The sequence below is a fragment of the Microlunatus ginsengisoli genome (assembly GCF_039537205.1).
Lineage (GTDB): Bacteria > Actinomycetota > Actinomycetes > Propionibacteriales > Propionibacteriaceae > Microlunatus > Microlunatus ginsengisoli.
Genome location: NZ_BAABAB010000026.1, coordinates 31,783 through 55,044 on the forward strand (window position 1 = coordinate 31,783; position 23,262 = coordinate 55,044).

Genomic DNA, 23,262 nt, shown 5'->3' on the forward strand with positions numbered 1-23,262 from the left:
CGGCGCCAGGCGGGGACCCGGAAAAACCCCGCCACGGCTGGAAAGTCGGGCCCTCGGCGTCCCAGCCGCTGCCGCGAGGTCGGCGCTCAGCCGGCCAGGGTGGCGGAGACGAGTTCCTTGGCCGCGGACTGCACCTCGGCCAGGTGCTCGGCGCCGCGGAACGACTCGGCGTAGATCTTGTAGACGTCCTCGGTGCCCGAGGGCCGGGCGGCGAACCAGGCCGACTCGGTGGTCACCTTGAGGCCGCCGATCGCCGCGCCGTTACCGGGCGCCTTGGTCAGCTTGGCCGTGATCGGCTCGCCGGCCAGCTCGGTCGCGGTGACCGCGGACGGGTCCAGCTTGGCCAGCTTGGCCTTCTGCTCCCGGTTGGCCGGCGCGTCCACCCGGGCGTACGCGGGTGCGCCGTGCTGCTTGATCAGCTCGGCGTACAGCTCGCTCGGCGAGGATCCGGTGACGGCTTTGATCTCGCTGGCCAGCAGGGCCAGCAGGATGCCGTCCTTGTCGGTGGTCCAGGTGCTGCCGTCGAGGGCCAGGAACGATGCGCCGGCGGACTCCTCGCCGCCGAAGCCGATCTCGCCGCTGCGCAGGCCCGGCACGAACCACTTGAAGCCGACCGGCACCTCGACCAGCGTCCGGCCGAGGCTCTCGGCCACCCGGTCGATCATCGACGACGACACCAGGGTCTTGCCGATCGCGGCGTCGGCCCGCCAGCCGTCCCGGTGGGCGTACAGGTATTGGATCGCCACGGCCAGGTAGTGGTTCGGGTTCATCAGCCCCCAGTCCGGGGTGACGATGCCGTGCCGGTCGGAGTCGGCGTCGTTGCCGGTGGCAATCTCGTACTTGTCCTTGTTCGCGATCAGGCTGGCCATCGCGTTCGGCGAGCTGCAGTCCATCCGGATCTTGCCGTCGGTGTCCAGGGTCATGAACGACCACTGCGGATCGACCGTCTTGTTGACCACGGTGAGGTCGAGATCGAGGTATTCGGCGATGTATTCCCAGTACTGGACGCTCGCGCCGCCCATCGGGTCGGCGCCGATGTGTACGCCGGCCTCGCGGATCGCGTCCAGGTTCAAGGCGTTGGCGAGGTCGTCGCAATAGCGGCTGAGGTAGTCGAACCGGTTCAGCTCCGGCTCCACCTCGCGGAACCGCTTGCGCCGGATGTCGGAGCCGTCGGCGAGCAGCTGGTTGGCCCGGGCCGCGATCGCGCTGGTCGCGTCGGTGTCGGCGGGTCCGCCGTGCGGCGGGTTGTACTTGAAGCCGCCGTCCCGCGGCGGGTTGTGCGACGGGGTGACCACGATGCCGTCGGCGGTGTTGCCCTCGTGGCCGGGGTCGGCGTTGTGGACGACGATCGCCCGGGACACCGCCGGGGTCGGGGTGTAGTCGTTGTCGCCCTCGCTGCAGACCGTGACGCCGTTGGCGATCAGGACCTCGATCGCGGTGGTCCAGGCCGGCTGGGACAGGGCGTGGGTGTCCTTGCCGATGTAGAGCGGCCCGGTGATGCCCTGGGCGGCCCGGTACTCGACGATCGCCTGGGTGGTCGCGGCGATGTGGGCGTCGTTGAACGCCGTGTCCAGGCTGGAGCCGCGGTGGCCGGAAGTGCCGAACACCACCTGCTGGTCGGGATCGGTCGGATCCGGGGTGAGGTCGTAGTACGCGTTCAGCACCGCGTCGACATCGATCAGGTCCTCGGGTAGCGCCTTCTGTCCGGCGCGCGGGTGTGCCATGAGGGTCATTGTGCCGATACCCGGACGAGTTCGGATCTGGGGTCGGCTCCGCTGGACGGGGCGGCACCGGCTTGGCCGGTTTGGCAAGATGGTCCCTCGTGAGTACGTCGAGTTTCAACCGTCCCGGGGCGATCGACCTGTCCGGTCTGGCCGCGAAGGCCAAGGCGAGCCAGGCGGGCAGGCCGGGCGGGCCCGGAGCAAGCGGCGCGGCCGGCGGGGGCGGGGCGTCCGGACGTGGGACGTACGTCGTCGAGGCGACCGAGCAGAGCTTCGAGACCGAGGCGATCCGCAAGTCGCTGATCCACCCCGTCGTGGTCGAGCTGTACTCACCGCGGGTGAAGACCGGGCAGCAGCTGTCCGACGCGCTGATCGAGATCGCGAACGCGTCCGAGGGCAAGTTCCTGCTCGTCCGGCTGAACGTCGACAGCGCGCCCTCGATCGTGCAGGCGCTGCAACTGCAGGCCGTGCCGACGGTGATCGCGCTGATCGGCGGCCAGCTGGCACCGCTGTTCCAGGGGGTGCTGGCCAAGGCCGAGGTGCAGCAGGCGATCGACAGCGTGATCAAGGCGGCGGTGGCCAGCGGACTGGTCGGCCGGGCGGAGCCGGTCGCCGGCACCGGGCCGGATCCCGACGGGCCGGCCGAGGACGAGGAGCCGGTCGCCGATCCGCGGTTCGCGGCGGCCGACGAGGCGCTGGAGCGCGGCGATTTCGCGGCGGCCGTGACCGAGTTCGAGAAGCTGCTGCAGGCCGACCCGAACGACACCGAGGCCAAGCTCGGCAAGGCCCAGGCCGGCCTGCTGGCCCGGACCGTCGCGCTGGATCCGGCGGCGGCGATCGCCGCCGGTGACGCGGCCGGTGCTTCGTTGGAGGCGCGGCTGGCAGCGGCCGACGTCGAGGTCGTGCTGGGCACGCCGGAGGCGGCGTTCGCCCGGTTGATCGCGGTCATCCGCGGCACCGCAGGCGCCGATCGCGACACCGTCCGCACCCGGCTGCTGGAGCTGTTCGAGACCGTCGGTCCCAACGACCCGCGGGTGCTCAAGGCGCGCCGCGATCTGATGGCGGCCCTGTTCTGACCTGACGCCGGAGGGGCCGCGGAGCCGACCCACGACGTCAGTCGACGGCGAATCCCTGCTCGCCGACCGGGTCCTCGGCCACGACCTCCACGCCGGTGACGTAGGTGTGGCCGGGTCCGGTGCGGGTCCACTCGATCATCTGCTCCACCGCGTCGGGCTCGCCCTCGAAGACGGCGTCCACCCGCTCGTCGTCCCGGCTGAGCGCCCAGCCCCGCACACCGAGCCGTTCCGCCTCGCGGAGATAGCTCTGCTTGAACGTGGGGTGTTTGACTCTGCCGGTCACGACGAGGCGGCGCCTGATCACGTCTTCATGATGCCCGAGCGGTCGGCGCCGGGCCAGTGCTCAGATCAGCCGGCGTTCGCGCGCGACCCGGACGGCCTCAGCGCGCGAGGAGGCGCCCAGCTTGCGATAGACGCTCTTGGCGTGCGTCTTCGCGGTGTTCGGCGAGATGTACAGCGCAGCGGCGATCTCGGAGAGGCTGAGCACGGAGTCGAGCCTGGACAGCAGCTCGGTCTCCCGCCCGGTGAGCGGCTCGCCGTCCTCCGTCGGATGGTCGGACCGGATCGACCGCCGGATCTGGTCGGCGCGCGCGGCCATCGCCGTCATCCCCTCGTCGAAGCCGGCCATCGCTCGGAGGGCCTCCGCCAACAGCGTCCGGGCCAGCGGCAGGTCGGCCAGCAGGACCGCGGTGCGGCTCATCGCCAGCAGGTGGTGCACGAGCGGCCAGGGGCTGAGCCCGGGGATCCGCCGGCGCAGCGCGAGGCCGAACTCCATCGTTGCCAGCGCCTGTTCCGGTTGGCCGGCGTCGGCCTGCACCTGACCCATCGCCGTGTACGCCAGCGAGACGGCTGGCATCGCCGACATGCTTCGCTCCTGGACGATCTCCATCGACGCCTGGGCGGAGGCCCGGGCACGCTCGGGCCGGCCGAGCTCGCTGAAGGACAGCGCCAGCAGCGCGAAGGCCTGGATCCGGACCACCGACGAGCCTCGCACGTTGTGGCCGGCCTTGCCGAGCACGTCCACGGCTTCCTCCAGGCTGCCCGTGACGTAGAGGGCGTGCCCCAGCGCGCTGTTGGCGAGCGCGTGCCACGGTGTCGTGTCGTCGATCTCCAGCGCCGCAGCGCGCCGGGCGGCGGCCAGCATCGGCGCGGGTCCGCGATAGCCGAACTGACCGCGCAGCATGGCGAGCACGGCGTCTGTGGAGTGAGCTCCGTCGGGCAGCGTGGTCGCCGGGCCGGAGGGATCCAGTCGATCGAGCCCGGCGAGTCGATCCAGCTGGGTGAGCCGGCGGTCCAGCTCGACCGGGACACCGGTCACCGCCGCGACCCAGGCCGCCGTCACGACCGTCGAGCGATGGTCATCGGCACCGGCGGCGACGATGTCGCGGACCCACCGCTGCGCCTCCGAGACCAGACCGGCGTCGTAGTAGGACAGCCAGTTCCGCTGGGCCATTCGGGCCGCCGCCTCGACCATCCCCGCGGCGAGCGCATGGTCGACCGCCGCTCCGATCTGGCCGGCCGCCTCCAGCCACTCCGCCGCCCGGCCGTGCAGGACGATCATTCGCTCCGGCTGCTCGGCCTCCAGCAGACTGCGCGCGACGGCCCGGAAGAGGTGGTGGAAACGGAACCAGCCCGACTCCGCGTCGAGCGGCACGATGAAGAGATTCGTCGTCGCCAGGTCGCGCAGCATCGCCGCGCCATCGGTGCGACCGGTCAGCCGATCGCACAGGGGCGCGCAGAACTCGTCCAGGATCGCCGCGGCGAGGATGAAGTCGCGGACCTCCGCGCTCTGCTGGCTCAGCACCTCCTCGATCAGGTAGTCACCGATGTAGCGGTTGGTGCCGGCAAAGCTCCTGACGAACTCGGTCGGGTCAGGCCAGCCGGCGGCGGTGAGAGCGGCCAGATAGAGACCGGCCGGCCAGCCCTCGCAGCGGTCGAGCAGCTGGCGGACGACCGGCTGGGAGAGCCCGAGACCTTCGGCGGCCAGCAGCCGCGATGCCTCGTCGAGGGTGAACGCGAGGTCGGCGGCGCGTATCTCCGGCGGCTCCCGGGCAGCCCGGGCGCTCCCCAGCCGCAGGCTCGGATCCGCGCGAGCGATCAGGACCACGTGCGCGCAGGCGGGCAGCCGCTGCAGGAGTGCCTCGACCTGGGTCAGGCATGCGCGCGAACGGATCCGATCGAAGTCGTCGATGACCACGGTGACGTCGCCGGCCGACATCGCGCCCGCCAGCGGGGACACCACCTGGTTCTCGATGTCGTCCTGGCCCGCCGCCACGAAGGAGGGGACGTCCCGGGCGACCGCGAAGCCGATCTCCGCCAGCGCGGTCGCGACGAGGGTCCAGAGCCGGACCGGCTCGTCGTCGGTGCCGTCCGGGGTCACCCAGGCGACCGCTCGGCCGCGGCCCGACGAGGCCAACCACTGCGACACCGCGGTCGTCTTGCCGTAGCCGGCCGGTGCGGATACCAGCACGACGGGCAGTCCGGCCGCGCGCTCGAGCTGGTCGATGAGCCGCGCGCGGACCACCGAGCCCATCCGGACCTGGGGCGGGCGCAGCTTGGCGTCCAGCAGCGCGTGCGCCGGCCGGCGTAACGGGTCTGCGACGACGGGCGGTTGCTCCGGCGGCGACGGATCGGGGGTGTCGATCCACCCATTGTGGGTGAGGTCGCGTACGGTCACGGTGCGACAGGCTGGGACGTCCCCGGCATCAGGTGATCACGAGAAGGAGTGCAGATGGCGATCGACACCTTCATGGTGTACGTCGGCGTGTACGCAGACGTCGAGCAGGCGAAGGCGGACTACGAGCTGGTCAAGGACCTCCACGTGAAGGCCGGCCTGATCGATGCGTACGACGCGGCCGTGATCGAGCGCCGAGCCGACGGCAAGGTCAAGATCGTGAGCAAGCACGAGACCCCGACCCGGGTCGGCGGGGTGCTCGGCGGCGGTGTCGGCCTGGCCACCGGACTGGTGGTCGCGCTGTTCCCGTTCGCGGCCATCGGCGGGGGCCTGCTGGCCGCGACCGCGGCGGGCGGAACGGTGCTCGGTGCGGTGGCCGGGCATGCCGCTGCCGGCATGAGCCGGGGCGACCTCAAGGAGCTGGGCGAGTCCCTGGACGCCGGGCAGGCCGGCCTCGTGGTGGTCGGCGTCTCGGACATGGGGGCGAAGATCGAGCGCGAGATGAAGCGGGCCGAGAAGATCGAGAAGACCCAGATCGAGGCCGATGTCGACGCGATCGAGCGTGATGCGGCCGACGCAGGAGCAGCGGGCTGAGCCGTCGGCCGGGCCGGAGCGGGGTGGCCGCGGGTGAGCGTCCCCAAGGGGCATCGCGATCCGTCTGCTCCGCGCCGGCCCGGTCCCGGCCTGGTTCCACTGATCGGGCAGCTGCGCTCCTACGAGCGCTCCTGGCTGCGCGGTGACCTGGTCGCCGGCATCGCCGTCGCCGCCCTGATCATCCCGAAGAACCTCGGCTACGCCGGGATCGCCGGCATCCCGCTGCAGAACGGGTTGTACGCGGCTGCAGCCGGGGCGATCCTGTACGCGATCTTCGGCAGCTGTCGACAGATCTCGATGGGACCGAGCTCTGGCCTGGCCGCCGTCGCGGCCAGTGCCGTCTTCGCCGCGTCGATCACCGACGGGAACGCCGTCGCCGCCTTCGTCGCCGGCATCACCTTGCTGTCGGGCATCTTGTTCCTGGTCCTGGCCGTCGCCCGGATGGGATGGATCGCCCAGTTCCTGTCCCGCGCGGTGGTGACGGGCTTCCTGTTCGGAGCCGCGATCGACGTCGTCATCGGCGAGCTGCCCAAGCTGACCGGAACCGAGGCGGACGGCTCGAACTCCATCTGGGAGCTGTTCTCCTGGGTGGCCGGGCTGCCGGACACCCACCGAACGACCCTGCTGGTCGGCGCGGCGTCCCTGGTCGTCGTCTTCGGACTCCGCGTGGTCGCGCCGAAGGTCCCCGGTGCGCTGGTCTTGGTGGTCGGCGGCCTGCTCGCGAACTGGCTGCTCGATCTCGGCAACCGGGGCGTGGCGCTCGTCGGCGACATTCCGAGCGGGTTGCCACGCCTGGTCGTGCCCGATTCCCGGCTGCTCGCCGAGCACGCCGGAACCGCGGCTACCGCGGCACTGGCACTGGTGATGATCGGGTTCTCGCAGACCGCCGGCGACGCACGGGCGTTCGCGGCGAAGCACCGATACCAGATCGACATCAACCAGGAGTCGGTCGCACAGGCGCTCGCCAACGGTGGCGCCGGACTGTTCCAGGGGATGCCGGTGTCGACCAGCCTCTCGGCGAGCTCGCTGAACGACCACGCGGGCGCTCGAACCGGCGTCGCCTCGATCGTCTCCGGGGTGACGGTGCTGCTGACCCTGGTGTTCCTGGCTCCGCTGTTCGCCGGTCTGCCCAAGCCGGTGCTCGCGGCACTGATCATCGAGGCGGTGGTGATGGGGATGATGGACGTCCCCGAGCTCCGCCGGCTCGCCCGGGTTCAGCGGTTCGACTTCGCCATCGCGGTGCTGGCGGTCGTTGCGACGCTGCTGGTCGGGGTGCTGGCCGGCGTGGTGATCGGCATCGGTCTGTCACTGCTCTGGCTGATCGCGGTCACCACCCATCCACACCTCCCGCTGCTGGGTCGAGAGCCGGGCACGCAGGCCTATCGCGATCTCGCCGCGCATCCCGGTGACGAGGAGATCGAGGGGGTCGCGGTCGTCCGGGTGGACGGCGGCGTCTTCTTCGCGACCGCGGACGCGGTCGAGGACCGGATCCGGGACCTGATCCAGGAACGCCCCGGCCTCGGACTGCTGGTGCTGGACGCCGCGGGGGTCAACCTCGTGGACGCGCAGGGCTCGGCGGAGTTTCGGGAACTCGTCCGGCTGGCCGGCGAGGCGCGGGTCGAGTTCCGGGTCGCGCGGCTGAAGCCCGCCGTCGCGGCCGTGCTCGAGCGGGACGGGGTGCTCGACGTCATCGGCCGGGACCACGTGCATACGAACGTGCATCAGGCGGTGGAGGCCGGCGTACGGCGTCGGGAGGGCCGGGCCACGGAAGCTTGACCCGGGCGGCCAGGCGGCCCGCGGCGACGCCGACGGCGGCACCGACGGCGACGCCGACCGCCACGTCGCCGGGGAAGTGGACGCCGGTGTAGACCCGCGAGAAGGCCACGGTTCCCGCGGCCAGCCGAAGGGGGAGCCGCAGCGCCGGCACGAGGTGGCCGACCGACATCGCGAACGCTGCCGCGGAGGCGGAGTGTCCCGAGGGGAACGACGTGGAGCCCGGCATGTCGACCCAGCGACTCTCCGGGACGCCGAGGCCGATCCGGTCGGGACGCACGCGCCGGCGGGCGCGCTTCATCGGTTGATTGACGACGAACGAGGTCGCGCCGATGGCGAGGACCCCGGTGATCGCCGCCCGCCGGCCGCGTCGACCGCCGAAGGCGGCGAGCGCGGCCGCGGTCAGGAACCACGGCTTGGAGTGGTTCGCGAAGTCCGAGATCAGTTGAAGCGGACGATCCAGCGCGGGTGTCGAGGTGTCCGCCACCAACCGGTAGACGGCGTGGTCGGCCCGCCGGAGCCGGTCGAGCAGCATCGTCATGATGTCATTTTCCGTTCTCCCGCCCGGCTGCCCGCGCGCCGAATGCGATCTGCCAGAGCCCGGCGACCGTGGCAGCGTTGCCGGCCGGGCGCCGAGAGGTCGAGCCCCGCAGCGCAGCCGCGCGCAACGGAAGGCGCACCGTCAGCGCGCCCGGCCGGCTGACGAAACGCAGCGGTGGTTCCAGCACCAGGGCCTCGCCGTCCACGCCGACCTCCACCGGCTCGCTCGAGCGGACCTCGAGCTGCCGCGCCGACCACTCCCGCCAGCCCTCGAACCGGGACAGCCGTCCGCTGAGCTCGAGCGCTGTCAATCGCTCGGCCTCGGCCGCCGAGGCAACGGTCAGGGCGACGACGCCCAGGATGCCGCCGTCGAGCCGCTGGCGGGTGGCGCCACCGCCCAGCTGGCCGATCCGATACGGGTTGTTCGAGACCAGCAGCAACTGGCCCGGGGCCACGTGCTCGCCGCCGGGCAGGGTGACCTCGAGCGTGGGCGGGGCAGCGCCGGGGCCGATCAGGTCGGGCAGCATGGCAGCCGCCGTCTGGAGCTTCGCGTCCCGATAGTCGGTGGACTGGACGACCTTCGCGTACACCCCCATCGCCGCGTTGTTGACGAAGGTTCGGCCGTTCACTTCGGCCAGGTCGACGACGACGTCGGCGCCGTCGCGAAACGCGTCCAGGGCCGCCGGTACGTCTTGGCGGTCGATCCCCAAGTCGAGGGCGAAGTGGTTGCGGGTTCCGGCGGGCACGACCACGAACGGGATTCCGGCGCGGCTGGCCAGCGAGGCGACCAGGGCCTGCGAGCCGTCCCCGCCCGCCATCCCGATCAGGTCGGCGCCACCGGCGATCGCGTCCTCGGCCAGCTCGCGCAGGTCGTCCTCCGGCGCGAGCACGATGGGTTCCACGCCCAGCGCGCGGCAGCGTTCCGCCAGGCCGAACCGGATCGCCTTGCCCCCGCCCGACTTGGGATTCATCAGCAGGACGGGACGGCTGGCCGGTGGCGCGGCCGTGACCGGCAGCGGCCCGTCCGAGTGCAGTGCGTAACGCGCTGCCGCTACCGAGATGCCGGCCAGCACGAGGCCGACGATCAGCACCCGCACGGTGTCGCTGTGCACCATCACCACGACGAAGCCGGCCAGCGCCGCGGCGCCGACGACCGCTGCGATCGCCCGGATCGCGCCCCGCCTGGTCATCACGTACCAGGCGGCGACGACCAGCACCGACAGCGTCAGCACCCCGGAGGCCAGCACCTCCCAGCGCTGCAGCACCGACAGCGCGACGTAGCCGATCGCGATGATCAGCGTCGCCAGGGCGAGGATCGCTGCGATCCGGCGGCTCGGCTTCACTCGCGCGGACCGACCGGTGCTCACCGCTCGCCCTGCGGTGACTGCCAGGTCGCCCCTGTCTGTCGAACGTAGGCGGCGACCGCGTCGTCGAGGGTCGGGTAGAAGTGACCGGGGTCGATGGTCGCGGTGAGTTCGTACCGCTCGATCTTGTCGCGGACGGGGTCCTTGAGCTCGGCGAAGACGAGGGAGATGCCGCGCTCGTTCAGCCAGCCGTCGAGCTCCTCGAGCATGTCGGCGGCGGTGGTGTCCACGTCGGTGACCGGCTCGGCGGCGATCACGACCCAGGTCAGCCGCTCGTCGGTGGTCGCGAGGTCGCGGACGGCCTCGGAGAAGGTCCGGGCGTTCGCGAAGATCAACGGCGCGTCGAAGCGATAGACGACCAGACCCGGCAGCCGTTCCGCATCGGGATAGCGCCGAGTGTCGTGCAGTCCGGACACGCCGGGCGCGCGGCCGAGCTCGGCCGCGTGCGGCCACCACGTCCGCCGGAAGACGTTCAGGATGGACAGGGCGATCGCGAGCGCGATGCCGGGCAGCACCCCGAGCAGCGCGACACCCAGCAAGGCGACGATCGAGAGCAGGAACTCCGCCCGGCGCTGCTGCCAGAGCCGCCTGGTGCCGGCGATGTCGGCCAGTGACAAGGCGGCCGCGACGACGATCGCGCCGAGCGTCGGCTGGGGCACGTACTGCATCAGGCCGGTCGCGAAGAGCAGCACGACGGTGATCACCACCGCACCCACCAGGCCGGTGACTTGCGACTTCGAGCCGGCCTGGTCGGCCACGGCGGTCCGCGAGCCGCTGGTGCTGACCGGGAATCCCTGGAACAGTCCGGCGGCGATGTTGGCCGCGCCGATGCCGATCATCTCCTGGTTGCCGTGCACCTGCTCACCGCGTCGGGCGGCGAAGGCCGACGCCGTCGACATGGTGTCGGCGAGGGCGACGACCGCGATGCCGATCGCCCCGAGTGCGAGCACCGGCAGGTCCGACCAGCGCACGATCGGCACCGTGAACGGCGGAAAGCCCTGCGGCAGTACGCCGATGGTGTCCAGTCCCTGATCCTGCAGGTCGAACGCGTTCACCGCGATCGACGCGAGCACGACGACGATCAGCACGCTGGGCAGTTTGGGCAGCAGGCGGTTCAGCAGCAGGATGCCGGCCAGACACGCGAAGCCCATCACCGCGGCGGTGGGATTGACCATCCCGGCGACGATGCCGCTGAAGACGGCACCCATCTCGCGCAGCAGGCCGTCGGCGTCGACCGAGAACCCGAGCAGCTTGGGCAGCTGACCGACGATGATGGTCAGCGCGAGGCCGTTCATGTAGCCGATCTGGGTCGGCTTGGAGAGCAGGTCGGCGATGAAGCCGAACTTGGCCAGCCCGGCGACGACCATGATCACCCCGACCAGAATCGCCAGCAGCGACGCGAGCACGATGGCCCGGGCCGGATCTCCGTCGGCCAGCAGCAGCGGTGCGATGGTCGCGGCGATCATCGAGCCGAGAGCCGAGTCGGGACCGAGCACCAGCACCCGGGACGGTCCGAAGATGGCGTAGCCGATCAGGCACAGGATCGAGGTGTACAGGCCGGTCACCGGCGGCAGGCCGGCGAGCTCGGCGTAGGCCATGCCCTGCGGCACGAGGAGGGCGGACAGCACCAGTCCGGCGACGATGTCGCGACCAAGCCAGGCGCGCTGATAGTTGGTGACGAGTGCGATGCCGGGCACCAACGACTGCCATCCGGCGCGCTCTGCGCGCGGGTGGGCGTCCGCGGTGCTCACGCGGTCCTTCCGCTCACCGTCGCAGGCTATCCGGCGGCCGTGTTGGTCGAATCGCCCGATCCGGGTGAGGGTCGGCACCGGCGACCGACGACGTCGATCAGCCCGTCTGGCCGGACCCGCCACCGGATCCGATCCGCCCAGACCCCCTTGGCGGCCGCGGAATGGTCCTTCACCCGATCAGGGTGACCCGCCGGCTCTGCCCGCCTCACTAGGCTCTCCGACGACCTCAGTAGGAAAGTGGTGACTCATGTCAGACCAGAAAATGCAGATGGCGGCGCCGTGGGCGCACGGCGTCACCGTCTTCGCCGGAGTGATCTTGATCGTCGGCGGCGGGTTCCAGGCCTTCGAGGCGCTGGCCGCGATCGTGCACGACAAGTATCTCGTCGTGCTGCCGAACTACATCTACGCCTTCGACCTCACCACCTGGGGTTGGATCCATCTGATCTTGGGGCTGGCGCTCGTGCTGGTCGGAATCTGTCTGTTGATGGGCCAGGGCTGGGCCCACATCGCGGGCATCGTGCTGGCGGGCCTGTCGGCGATCGTCAACTTCATGTGGCTGCCGTACTCACCGCTGTGGGCGATCATCGTGATCGCGATCGACGTCCTGGTCATCTGGGCGCTGATCTCCTCCCGCCGGTCGGGGAAGACGGCCTGAGCGCGGGCCCCCGGCAGGAGCGCGCCCGGGATGACTACGCCCACACTGGAGGGATCGACGGCGGACGGCCGGGCTAGCGCCGCGTATGCCCGGTCGGCCGCCGAGGTCCTCGAGGAGGCCGGCTCCGACGGCCAGCACGGGTTGGCCGAGGACGAGGCTGCCCGACGACTGACGACGTACGGCTCGAACGAGATCTCCGGCGAGAAGCCACCGTCGATCGTCGCGGTGGCGCTCGGCCAGCTTCGCGACCCGATGAACCTCATGCTGCTCGCCGTGACCGTGGTGAGCCTGCTCATCGGTGAGATCTCGACGGCCGTCATCGTGCTGGGGCTGATCGTGCTCAACATCGTGCTGGGGACGCGCCAGGAGCTGAAGGCGCGGGCCAGCGTCGACGCCCTGGCGAAGCTCCAGGTGCCGCAGGCACGCGTCGTCCGCGACGGGCGGCTGAGGATGCTCCCGGCGACCGGGATCGTGCCCGGCGACATCGTCGAGGTCGAGGCAGGCGACATCGTTCCCGCGGACGGCCGGATCCTGCGGTCGGCGACGCTGGAGACCCAGGAAGCGGCCCTGACCGGGGAGAGCGCGCCGATTCCCAAGGACAGCAACGTGCTCGCCTCCGACGACGTGGGACTCGGCGACCAGTCGAACATGCTGTTCCAGAACACGTCGGTCACCCGGGGAACCGGATCGATGGTCGTCACCGCAACCGGCATGCAGACCCAGATGGGTCAGATCGCCACCATGCTGACGAAGGTGACCAGGACGCGCTCACCACTCCAGAAGGAACTGGACGCGCTGACCAAGATCCTGGGCCTGATCGCCTGGGGCGCGGTCGCGGTGATCATCATCGTCGGCGTCGTCCGGGGGATACCGGTGCAGGAGGTTCTCCTGCTCGGCACCGCGATGGCCATCTCGGCCATCCCGACCGGTCTGCCCGCGTTCGTGTCCGGTCTGCTGTCGATGGGCGCGAAGCAGCTTGCCGAGGCGAAGGCCGTGGTCAAGAACCTGGCCGACGTCGAGACCCTCGGTGCGACCAGCGCGATCAACACCGACAAGACCGGCACGCTGACCATGAACGAGATGATGGTCTCGACGCTGTACGCCGGCGGCTCCTGGTTCGCGGTCACCGGGGAGGGCTACGCGAAGACCGGGGCGATCACCGCCGTTGCCGGCGCGCCGGTTCCTGACTTCACCCGGCTCGGCCTCGGGCTTGCGCTGGACACCGACGCCGTGGTCGGCGACGACGGTTCGGTGGTGGGCGATCCGACCGAGGCCGCCCTGGTCGTGCTCGCCGCGAAGCTCGGTGTCGACGTCGAGTCGACCCGCCGGGCCTACCCGCGGCTGGCCGAGGTGCCGTTCGACTCCGACTACAAGTTCATGGCGACGTTCCACCGGATCGCCCTGGACGGTGCCGAGCATGTGGTCGCGCTGGTCAAGGGCGCGCCGGACGTCGTGCTGGCGCGCTGCACCATGTCCGGCGGCCCACTCAGCGGGTCGCAGGTTCAGATCAGCGAGGCCGGACCGGGGATCGACGCGGCGAATCAGGAGATGGGCGAGCGCGGCCTGCGCGTGCTCGCGTTCGCGATCCGGTTGATCGAGAGTGCCGACGACCTCGCCGCCATGACCACCGATCCGATGTCGCTGATCCATGATCTCGCCTTCGCCGGGATGGCCGGGATCATCGACCCGTTGCGGGTCGAGGCGAAGGGAGCGGTCCGGGTGGCGCTGTCGGCCGGCATCGACGTTCGCATGATCACGGGCGACCACGCCGTCACCGCTCAGGCGATCGGTGCCGAGCTGGGCCTCGGCCCAGGCGCGATCAGCGGGGCCGAACTGCGGAAGCTGTCCGATCAGGAGCTGACCGGGCGGCTGCCACAGTTGCACGTCTTCGGTCGGGTCTCGCCGGAGGACAAGCTCCGGCTCGCCCGGACCATGCAGGCGCAGGGCCTGATCGTCGCGATGACCGGGGACGCGGTCAACGACGCCGCCGCGTTGAAGCAGGCCGACATCGGTGTGGCCATGGGCAGCGGCAGCGAGGTGACCAAACAGGCCGCCCGGATGATCCTCACCGACGACAACTTCGGCACGCTGGTGCACGCGGTCGAGATCGGGCGCCGGGTCTACGACAAGATCGTCTCCTATGTCCGCTACCAGATGACTCAGCTGCTGTCGCTGATCATGCTGTTCCTGGCGGCGACCGCCTTCGACATCAACGACGGCGTCGCGCTGACACCACCGATGGTGTTGTACCTGTTGTTCTTCGCCACCGCCGTCGGTGTCGCGATCATCGCCGTCGATCCGGGCGACCCCGACGTGATGCAACGCCCGCCACGCGATCCGAAGCTGGCGATCACCAATCGGAACGCGGTGATCATGTGGCTCTGCTATGCGGCCGTGCTGTTCCTGGCCGCCCTGGTTCCGCTGATCGCGGGCCCCGACCGGCCGAGCACGGACCAGCCGAGCATCTCGCTGACCATGACCTTCGTCGTGATGGGCCTGGGGACCGTGTTCAACGCGATCGTGAACCGGCGCGACCCGGCCAGCGGGCTGACCGCGCCGATCCTCAAGGCGCTCGCGATCGGCCTGATCCCGGTCGCGATGCTGATGCTCGGGACCCAGTTGCCTACTCTCCAGCGTGCACTGCTCACCACGACGCTCACTCCGCGCCAGTGGCTGGTCTGCACGGCGCTGGCGGCGGCGCTCCCGGTCGCGGTGGAGGTCGGCAAGGCGATCCGGCGGCGCCGGGCCTCCTCGACGGTGCCGAGCGACGTCGCCCATGCGGTGAGCCCGGAGCGGGCGCTGGCCGGCAGCCGCTGATCCGGGTCAGACCCCGGACTCGACAGGGATCCGGCCGTCCGCCGCCGCCTCGGTGAGCAACCCGAAGTCGTGCTCGTTCTTGTCGGCGTACGCGGCGGAGAACTCCGCGATCGCCTGCTCGAACGTGCCCTTGGAGCCGAGGTACGCCGCCACCGCCAGCCGATCGCCGGAGCGTGAGTGGGCGCGGGCCAGCGTCCAGGCGCAGTACTCGGCGTAGGCAGTCAGTCCCTCCGGGTCCAAGGTGTCGACCACCAGGGACCCCTTCCAGTCGCGCAGCTGCCGCAGGTAGTAGTCCGGGGCGACCCGGCGCCGGGAGTGGTGCCAGCCGAGCAGGACATCGCCGTACGCCTGCATCATCCGCTGGCCCTCGACCACGCGCTCGCCGTGGCTGCGGAACTCGGTCGGGGCGGTGTATGCCTCCAGCACCGAGCTGGTCGCCTCCTTGGCCTGCAGGATCAGTGGATCTTGATCGTCGACGCCGCGCAGCAGCACGATCCAGGCCCGGGTGCCCACACTGCCGACCCCGACGACCTTCCGTGCGATGTCGACGAAGGTGTACTGCTCGATCAGGTGACGCCGGTCGCGGACCAGGCTGCGGGCGTACTCCGAGAGCAGCCGGGACATCCACTCCTCGAGCTTGTCCGTCGCGACGCCGGGAAGATCGAGCTCGCGCGCGGGGACGACCAAGGGGGGGTCGCTGACGAAGCGCAGGCCACCGTGAACCGTCTCGGTCAGGCTCTTCAACGATCCGAGATGATCTCGTCCGTAGGCCTTGTCCAGCGATCGCCGCACCGTCCGCCTCGACTGCTTGGACCGGATCGCGCGCAGGCCGGGCAGCCCCGGCTGCACCGCCTGGTGGGCATACCAGACCGCCAGGTTCGACATGGCGGCGAACTCGCGCACCGCGGTGCGGTACGCACGCGTCGCCGTGACCACCACGCCACGCCGTTGCTTGGTGCTGAAGCCGTTGTTGCGGCCGGCGATCTCCAGGCTGGCGGCGAGTCTCTTCACGTCCCACTCGAACGGGCCGGGGTGGGTCTCGTCGAAGTCGTTGAGGTCGAACACCAGACGTCGCTCCGGCGACGCGAAGACCCCGAAGTTGCTGAGGTGCGCGTCGCCGCACAACTGGGTGGTGAGCTCGGTCCGCGGCCCACGGCTGAGGTCGTCTGCCATGATCAGCGCCGCGCCCCGATAGAAGGTGAACGGGGAGACGAGCATCCTGCCGTAGCGGACCGGTACCAGCTCGGGCACCCGGGTCGTCGACTGCCCGATCAGCAGTCCGATCGGATCCTGCTCGGAGTCGGCGCGAACGAGCTCGGCGTGGGCGTCGAGCGGCACGCTCGCGCGCGCCGACTTCCCGCTCTTCCATCGCTCTTCTCTGGTTCGAGGTCTCGGCGCGGCAATCATGATCTTGGACTAGCACCGCTCGGCCGGCCCGTCCAGCCGCCGCGGACAGCGTCGGGTTTCTCGTGGCGATCTTCACCCGAGCCGGGTGACGCCTCGGACGTCCGTCCGAGCGGTGGACGGACCGTCCCGGATCGGTCAGCCGCGTCCCGGATCGTCAGCAGAGCCCGAGCGCGCGGCCGCGTCGGAACGCCTCCGAGCGGCGGGAGACGTCCAGCTTGCGATAGAGCGACTTCAGGTGGGTCTTCACCGTGTTGGTCGACAAGAACAGGTCGGCGGCTATCTCGTCGTTGGTGCTCAGCGAGCCGAGGCGTTGCAGGATCTCCAGCTCCCGATCGCTGAGACCGACGTCCGCGTCGCCGGCTCTGGTCGCGGACGCGACCGCGGCCCGTTCCCGACTCGACCTGATCGAGGCCAGGAACGCGCCGTGCAGCTGCAGCAACGTCGAGTCGGTGGTCACGGCCACATGTAGCCAGCCCTTGGCCCACGCGATCGGCGTCCTGATCTGCTCGCGGCCCGCGTTGCGCAGAGCGCGGTCGATCAGGCCACGCTGCCGCCGGCCGTCGCCACGGGACTGGGCGAGCCGTGCCTCGATCAGCTCGAACTGGATCTCGCCGATCATGGACAGGGCTTCGACCGGGCGGGTACGCAGGGCGCTGCTCACTGCCGCGAGATCACCGAGGTCCAACCACGCTCGGGCCTGCAGCGCGGTTCCCTCCGCCGACGGATGCTCGTCGTCGTGCAGCAGCCGGAGCGCCTCCGCGGGCTGACCCAGATCCAGCTCGGTCTCGGCCCTGGCCAGGCGGAGCTGGCGGGCGAACCACCCCGTTCGGGCCACCGTGTGGTCGAGCGGGACGACGTCGCGGCTGATCCGCGGGTCGTCCACCGCCGCAGCAAGGCGAACCCCGGTCAGCCACGTCGCCGCGGCCACGCCTGGATCCGACCCACCGTCGGTCCGCCCGACGACTGCCTCGAGCCGCTGGCGAGCCTCGTCGAACTCGCCTCGGATCGCCTGGGCGAGGATCGTCGCGAGCTGGGCATGCACCACACCCGTCTCGGAACTGTCCGCCGAGCGATCGGTGAGCACCTGACGGGCGTGCCGGGTGCCCCGGGTGAGCTCGCCGCGCAGCGTTTCCAGCCAGGCGCGCTGACCCAGGCACGATGCCGCGGCCGCCTGGGCGGCAGTGCTCGACGACGGCACGGACCGGGACCGGAGGCTCCGTGCACCACGATGGAAGGCGACGTCGGCTCGTTCCGGGCTTCCGCGCCACAACAGGAAGGCGCCGAGATGGGAGTGCACGAACGGAACCAGCTCGGGCGCCGCCGCACGCAGGCTCAGCGACAGCTCCGATAGTTGTGTCCAGGCACGCTCGGCGTCCCGCAGACCTGCCGCCGCGTCTCCGCGGCAGCGTGCCAGCACCATCCGGAGCAAGGTCGCGGTGATCCGGTCCGCCGGGCCACCGGGAGTCTCGGCCGCACGATCCAGAGCGTCGGCGGCGGTCTCGAGCCAGCCCTCGTCGACCGCGACAGCGGCGGCGACGAGGGGTTCGGCCGCGGCCAGCGCCGACCTGACATCCGCGGGGCGAAGCTCGGGTGGCGTTCCCGCCGTCAGCCAGCGTGGCACGGCCAGCGTCTCCACGAGCCGGCGTGCGGCCCAGGCCCATTGCCCGGCGTCGACGGCGACCCGGATCGCGAGGTCCGTCTCGCCCTGCTCGTCGAGCCAGCGGGCCGCGCGAGTGGCGACACTGACGGTGAGCTCGGCGTCTCGGCCGAGCCGACGGCGCAGGGTCCGGCGGAGCAGCGGATGACAGCAGAAGCACCCGTCGGCTCCCAGCTGGACGAATCCGTGTCGGTCGGCCGGGAGAGCCGTCGGCAGGTCGGCCGGCTCGGCTGTGACTGCCTGGGCCAGTTCGGTGCTCACCTGCTCGACGATGCTGGTCCGGATCAGCAGATCGAGTGCCGCCGCGCTCAACGTCGGCAGCACCGTCGCGTCGAGATACTCCGTGATCTCGCGCTCGGTCTCCCGCAGCGCGGCCTCGGTCGTCGGGCAGCGCTCCAGGGCCGATGCGGCGAACCGGACGCCGCACGCCCAGCCAGCGGTCGTCGCCTCGACGGCGTCGACGGTGCTGGCGGTCGCGTCCACGCCATGCCGGCGCAGGATCTCCTCGATCTCGTCCGGAGTCGCCGCCAACTCGTCGGCGGTGATCGACGGGGTGTTCCCGGCCACGCCGAGCCGTTGGAGATCGAGCTGAGGGCGGCGGGTGCAGAGCAGAACGAATCGCACGCTCGGATCGGTGTCGCGCATCAGCCGTTGGAGCTCGCCGTTCAGATGGTCCTCGATGCCGGCCGCCGCGACATCCAGGACCACCACGACACGGCTCGCCACCCCCGTACTCAGCTGTGCGCGGAGCGCAAGGTCTCGGGTCGCGCCGGGCCCGCGCCAGCGAAGATCCGGCCAGAGCAGCACGGTGCTGCCCGGCAGACCGTCGGCCCAGGTCGACACGAGCGACGTCTTGCCTGATCCGCTGGGAGCGGAGATCAGCACGAGCCGGGATGCGGCGACCGCAGCATGCAGCCGTTCGGTGAGCCGCGGCCGGTCGACCACCCAGTCGGGCGTGCGCGGACGCGCGGTCAGCGGCAGCGGCGCGCGTCGGGTCGCGCCCTTGGTTCGGAGCACGTGCGGAAGGACCTTTCTGGGGCGCTCGGTTCTGCTTCCATTGACGCGCGATCCGGACCGGCTTGTCATCGCCCCACGCCGAAGTCACCCGGGTGAGATGTACGGCGACCCCGCCGGAACTCAGAGCAGGTGCCGGCGTCGTGCCGCGGCCACCGCCTCCGGGCGCGAATGCACGCCGAGCTTGCGATACAGACCCGAGGTCAGCGTCTTGATCGTGTTGCGCGATACGAACAGCTGGGCGGCGATCTCGGCGAGACTTCCCGTCCCGGCCAGCTTCTCGAGCACCTCCAGCTCGCGCGGAGTCAGCGATTCGCCGAGCGTCGAACGCTCCAGATCGCGCGGAGAGATCACCGAGGCCGCTCGGGCGAGCCTCGTTCGCATCGCCGCCATGCTGTCGTCGGACCAGCTGCACAGGTCACGCGCCTCGGCCAGCAGCCGCTCCGCGCGCTCCCGGTGACCGACCCGCGCGGTGGCGCGAGACATGGCGATCAGGTGATGGATCAGTGGCCAGGGACTCAGGCCGGGCACCTGCCGGCGAATGCGCAGTCCTTCGTCGAAGATGTCGGTCGCCTCCTCCAGCCACCCGGCCGCCGCCCGGGCGGCGCCCAACGCGGTGTAGGCGAACACGGACTGCGGGGATGCTCGCAGGGCGTGGGCACGGACCAGGGCCATCGCCGCCTCGGCCTGCTCGGTGCTCGCGTCGAGGTCGCCGGACTCTGCCAGGCACAGCGAGAGCGTCCCGACCGCCAACACCCGGACCGTGACCGGTGCCTCGGACGCCGCGGCGGCGCTGGCCAGCCGCGCGGCCGACTGCCGGAGGTCGCCCACGACGTACGTCGCATGACCGAGTGCCGCCTGTGCGGCGGCATACCACGGGGTACGGTCGTCGTCCTCCAGCTCCGTCGCGCGCCGCGCCTCCGAGAGCATCACCGCCGGCCCGTCGAACCCGAACAGCCCGCGGATGAGGAGCAGGGCGGACCGCGCCGAGCGCGTGCCGTCGGGCAGCGGGGACGGGTCGGTGATCCGCTCCAGTGCGCTGAGCCGGCGGCGCAGCTCCGTCCGCTGACCGGTGAGCGCCGCCATCCAGGCCGCCGTGACCGTCACCACGGCCCCGTCGCTCATGCCCTGGTCCGCCAGCGTCGCCAGCCAGCCGAGAACGGTCGCGGATCGGCCCGCGTCGAAGTAGCGGAGCCAGTTGGCTTGGACCAGGTCCGCGGCCCGCTGAGTTGCGGATGCCGCCAGCGCGTGCTGGACCGCCTCGTCCACGCGGCCGTGGGCGGCGAACCACTCTGATCCGCGCAGGTGCAGGGTCGTCGACCGGCCGGAATCGCTGGCCGCGAGGGCACTGCGCGCGAAGGAGGCGAACAGGTGGTGGAAGCGATACCACTTTCCGGCGCCGTCGAGCGGGACGAGGAAGATGTTGGCCCGCTCGAGATCACGGATCAGGCGGAACGCCGCGTGGGTCTCGGTGACGTGGTCGCCCAGCGAGGCGGTGAACCGGTCGAACACCGACAGATCCAGGATGAAGGCGCGCAGCTCGGGTGTCTGGGCGTTCAGCACCTCCTCGCTGAGGTAGTCGGCGATGAAGCGGTTGTTGCCGCTGAGTTCGTGGACAAAGTCGTCGGGGTCCGCCCGGCCGGTCAGGGCCAGCACACTGAGGTGGACGGCCGCCGGCCAGCCCTCGGTGCGCCGCTCGAGCTCGGTCACCGATCCGTTCTCGAGGCGGATGTCCGCGGCTCGCAGCAGCGTCTCGACCTCGGCGGTGGTGAAGGCCAGATCGCGGAGCCGGATCTCGGCGAGCCGGGCGTCGACCCGCAGGCGGCCCAACCGCAGTGCCGGGTCCGATCGCGACGCCAGCACGAGATGGGCGTTGCTGGGCAGATGCTCGATCAGCTGATCCAGCTGGGCACAGCATTCCGACGATCGGATCACGTGGCAGTCGTCCAGCACGATCGAGATCGGATCCGGTCCGGCCGACAGCGCGTCGCACAGCCGCGGGATGACGCGGGAACTCAGGGCGGTCGAGTTCATGGCCACGAACTCGGCTGCGGGTGTGGCGTGCCAGCAGCCGATCCGCTCCAGCGCGGAGGCGATGTGAGTCCACAGCCGCGTCGGGTCGTTGTCACCGGCGTCGAGGGTGACCCACACGGTGTGGCCGGCCGTGTCCCGGCTGCAGAACCACTGCGCGATCAGGGTGCTCTTGCCGTAGCCGGCCGGCGCGGCGACCAGGGTCACGGGCATCTGGACGGCGTCGGAGAGCTGCTGCAGCAACCTGGGCCGGTCGATCCACTCGGTTCGTGGGGTGGGCGGCCGGAGCTTCGCCATCTCGACGGAACTGAGCGCGGGCATCACCGATGCATCTCGGCGTCCCCCCTCGGGCCGGGCCGGCCGGACTGGTGGGCGCGGGATCGCCGACCTCCTCGGACCTTCGCGTGATGATCGAGCCGAGCCGGCGGCCGGCTCGACAATCCACAATAGTCCGACCTCCCGCCGCGAGTCGTCTCCGGCTCGGCGCCGGTGGAATCGAGTCATCGGCCGCCCACGCCGGACCCGCAGCCGCCACCTGATCCGGGTGAGTCGCCGATCGGACTGATTGTGCCAGCATCGGCTGCGTGACGACCGGTGCGACGCCGCCGAGCGGCGACCTGACGAAGCACGACCGCAGGCTCGGAATCCTGCTGGCCATGGCCATGTTCGTGCTGGTGGTCGACACCTCGCTGATGAACGTGTCGATCTCGGCGGTCGTCCACGACCTCGGCACGACGGTGAGCGGGGTCCAGGCCACCATCGCGCTCGAGGCGCTGGTCTCGGCCGCGTTCATCCTGATCGGCAGCCGGGTCGGCGACTTCATCGGTCGCAAGAAGGCGTACGTCCTCGGCCTGTGCGGCTATGGCATCGGGGCGACCGCGATGATGCTCGCCCAGAGCCTGACCGCGGTCATCATCTTCTGGGCGATCATCGGCGGGCTCGGCGCCTCCCTGCTGTTGCCCGCCATGCAGTCGCTGATCCACGGGAACTTCTCCGGCACCGCGCAGAAGAAGGTCTATGCACTGGTCGGGGCTGCGGCCGCCATCGCCGCCGCCGTGGGGCCGTTGCTGGGTGGGTTCATCACGACCTATCTGTCCTGGCGGGTCGGCTTCGGGCTCGAGGCCGTGATCATCCTGATCGTGCTGCTCGGCATCCGGCTGGTGCGCGATGCGCCGTACACCGGTCCGCGGGTGCTCGATGTCGGCGGCGCCGTGCTCTCCGTCCTCGGCATGGGTGGGGTCGTGCTCGGCATCCTCGTCTGGCAGGAGGGCGGCGAGGCGGTGGGCGTGCTGCTCGCCGTCGGCGTCGCGGCACTGCTCGGTCTGGCCTTCTGGCTGACCCGGCGTCACCGGGCCGGCAAGGCGACCCTGATCGAGCCCGACCTGTTCGCGTCCCCGGCATTCCGGCTGGGCATCTCCGGGCAGATGATGCAGCAGATAGCCCTCGGCGGGATGATGATCGCGCTGCCGATCTATCTGCAGATGGTGTTCGAGTACAACGCGATGCTGGCCGGCCTGTCGATGGCGCCGCTGTCGCTGAGCATGTTCGCGATCGCCCTGCTGGCGGGCAAGCGCGCCGGCAAACGTCGACCGAGCACGATCATCGGTGCCGGCTTCGCCCTCGCCACGATCGGAATGGTCATCCTCGTGCCGATCGTTCCGCGTGCGACGTCCGGCTGGTATCTGGTCGTGCCGTTGGTGCTGGCCGGATCCGGACTGGGAATGCTGGTCTCGCAACTGAACAACTACACCCTGTCGCCGATCTCGGAGGACCAGGTCAGTGAGGCCGCCGGCGTGAACTCCGCGGCCGGCTCGTTCGGGCTGTCCTTCGGACTCGCCTTCGCCGGCGCCATCATGCTGGCCAGCCTCTCCATCCTGTTCACCACGATGGCCGAACACAGTCCGGCCCTGTCCGCCGCCGATCAGCAGAAGGTGGCCGTGGCGCTGGAGGAGGACGCCCAGGTGATGAGCAACACCCAGCTCGATGCTCTCCTGGCGGACGAGCCGCCCGAGGTCAAGGCCGAGGTGCTCCGGATCAACGAGGTGGCACGAGCCCGGGCGCTCCAGGTCGCCCTGCTCGTACCGATCCTCGCCGGCGCGCTCGGGCTGGTGGGTGCGCTGCGGATGCGAAGACTTCCGGATCCCGACCCCTCGGCCTCGGTCGAGGGTATGGCCCTCGGCTGAGGCCC

The 23,262-nt window shown here is 70.8% G+C and carries 15 protein-coding genes; 6 read left to right on the forward strand and 9 right to left on the reverse strand.

Going from position 1 to position 23,262, the window contains the following annotated elements; genetic code table 11:
* Positions 1-86: 86 nt before the first annotated feature.
* Entirely contained in the window at positions 87-1,724 is a 1,638-nt protein-coding gene (gene pgm, locus ABD747_RS17750; protein WP_344807031.1) for a phosphoglucomutase (alpha-D-glucose-1,6-bisphosphate-dependent), read from the reverse strand.
* A gap of 98 nt (positions 1,725-1,822) precedes the next feature.
* On the opposite strand from pgm, the gene ABD747_RS17755 reads away from it, so the two are divergent.
* Positions 1,823-2,797, forward strand: a complete 975-nt coding sequence (locus tag ABD747_RS17755) for a tetratricopeptide repeat protein (RefSeq protein WP_344807033.1) — start codon at positions 1,823-1,825, stop codon at positions 2,795-2,797.
* Between the two features lie 37 nt (positions 2,798-2,834).
* Here the strand turns inward: ABD747_RS17755 and ABD747_RS17760 are convergent, their stop codons facing one another.
* Both ABD747_RS17760 and ABD747_RS17765 read right to left on the reverse strand, forming a co-directional pair.
* On the reverse strand, positions 2,835-3,101 hold the full coding sequence (locus ABD747_RS17760; RefSeq protein ID WP_344807035.1) for an acylphosphatase: 267 nt from the start codon (positions 3,099-3,101) through the stop codon (positions 2,835-2,837).
* Positions 3,102-3,140: 39 nt separating this feature from the next.
* Complete coding sequence (locus ABD747_RS17765; RefSeq protein ID WP_344807037.1) at positions 3,141-5,474, reverse strand: LuxR C-terminal-related transcriptional regulator; 2,334 nt, start codon at positions 5,472-5,474, stop codon at positions 3,141-3,143.
* 54 nt (positions 5,475-5,528) lie between these two features.
* Here ABD747_RS17765 and ABD747_RS17770 point away from each other — a divergent pair, with 54 nt between their 5' ends.
* Together ABD747_RS17770 and ABD747_RS17775 are read left to right on the forward strand one after the other, a co-directional pair.
* On the forward strand, positions 5,529-6,065 hold the full coding sequence (locus ABD747_RS17770; RefSeq protein ID WP_344807039.1) for a hypothetical protein: 537 nt from the start codon (positions 5,529-5,531) through the stop codon (positions 6,063-6,065).
* A 33-nt stretch (positions 6,066-6,098) separates the two neighbouring features.
* The gene (locus ABD747_RS17775) at positions 6,099-7,841 is read left to right on the forward strand and encodes a SulP family inorganic anion transporter (protein WP_344807041.1); all 1,743 of its coding nucleotides are present in this window, start codon (positions 6,099-6,101) and stop codon (positions 7,839-7,841) included.
* Here ABD747_RS17775 and ABD747_RS17780 read toward each other — a convergent pair.
* From ABD747_RS17780 to ABD747_RS17790, 3 genes are read right to left on the reverse strand one after another with little or no spacing between them, the layout of a single operon-like run.
* On the reverse strand, positions 7,753-8,379 hold the full coding sequence (locus tag ABD747_RS17780) for a phosphatase PAP2 family protein (protein WP_344807043.1): 627 nt from the start codon (positions 8,377-8,379) through the stop codon (positions 7,753-7,755). The two genes, ABD747_RS17775 and ABD747_RS17780, sit on opposite strands and share 89 nt — an antisense overlap.
* A gap of 4 nt (positions 8,380-8,383) precedes the next feature.
* Positions 8,384-9,745 (reverse strand): diacylglycerol/lipid kinase family protein, encoded by a 1,362-nt coding sequence (locus tag ABD747_RS17785; protein WP_344807045.1) that lies wholly within the window; start codon positions 9,743-9,745, stop codon positions 8,384-8,386.
* Entirely contained in the window at positions 9,742-11,493 is a 1,752-nt protein-coding gene (locus ABD747_RS17790; RefSeq protein WP_344807047.1) for a SulP family inorganic anion transporter, read from the reverse strand. The genes ABD747_RS17785 and ABD747_RS17790 overlap by 4 nt, the downstream gene beginning before the upstream one ends.
* Positions 11,494-11,740: 247 nt before the next feature.
* Here ABD747_RS17790 and ABD747_RS17795 point away from each other — a divergent pair, with 247 nt between their 5' ends.
* Together ABD747_RS17795 and ABD747_RS17800 are read left to right on the forward strand one after the other, a co-directional pair.
* On the forward strand, positions 11,741-12,148 hold the full coding sequence (locus ABD747_RS17795) for a DUF7144 family membrane protein (RefSeq protein ID WP_344807049.1): 408 nt from the start codon (positions 11,741-11,743) through the stop codon (positions 12,146-12,148).
* A gap of 30 nt (positions 12,149-12,178) precedes the next feature.
* Complete coding sequence (locus tag ABD747_RS17800) at positions 12,179-14,965, forward strand: cation-translocating P-type ATPase (RefSeq protein ID WP_344807051.1); 2,787 nt, start codon at positions 12,179-12,181, stop codon at positions 14,963-14,965.
* A gap of 6 nt (positions 14,966-14,971) precedes the next feature.
* On the opposite strand, the gene ABD747_RS17805 is transcribed toward ABD747_RS17800, so the two are convergent.
* The 3 genes from ABD747_RS17805 to ABD747_RS17815 form a co-directional block, all read right to left on the reverse strand.
* Positions 14,972-16,303 (reverse strand): DUF2252 domain-containing protein, encoded by a 1,332-nt coding sequence (locus ABD747_RS17805; protein WP_344807053.1) that lies wholly within the window; start codon positions 16,301-16,303, stop codon positions 14,972-14,974.
* A gap of 223 nt (positions 16,304-16,526) precedes the next feature.
* Positions 16,527-19,046, reverse strand: coding sequence for a LuxR C-terminal-related transcriptional regulator (locus ABD747_RS17810; RefSeq protein WP_344807055.1), 2,520 nt, complete (start codon positions 19,044-19,046; stop codon positions 16,527-16,529).
* 120 nt (positions 19,047-19,166) lie between these two features.
* Positions 19,167-21,395, reverse strand: coding sequence for a LuxR C-terminal-related transcriptional regulator (locus ABD747_RS17815; RefSeq protein WP_344807057.1), 2,229 nt, complete (start codon positions 21,393-21,395; stop codon positions 19,167-19,169).
* Between the two features lie 263 nt (positions 21,396-21,658).
* On the opposite strand from ABD747_RS17815, the gene ABD747_RS17820 reads away from it, so the two are divergent.
* Positions 21,659-23,257 carry an MFS transporter gene (locus ABD747_RS17820; protein WP_344807059.1) on the forward strand — a complete coding sequence of 533 codons (1,599 nt, stop codon included), beginning with the start codon at positions 21,659-21,661 and terminating at the stop codon, positions 23,255-23,257.
* The last annotated feature ends 5 nt before the right edge of the window (positions 23,258-23,262 follow it).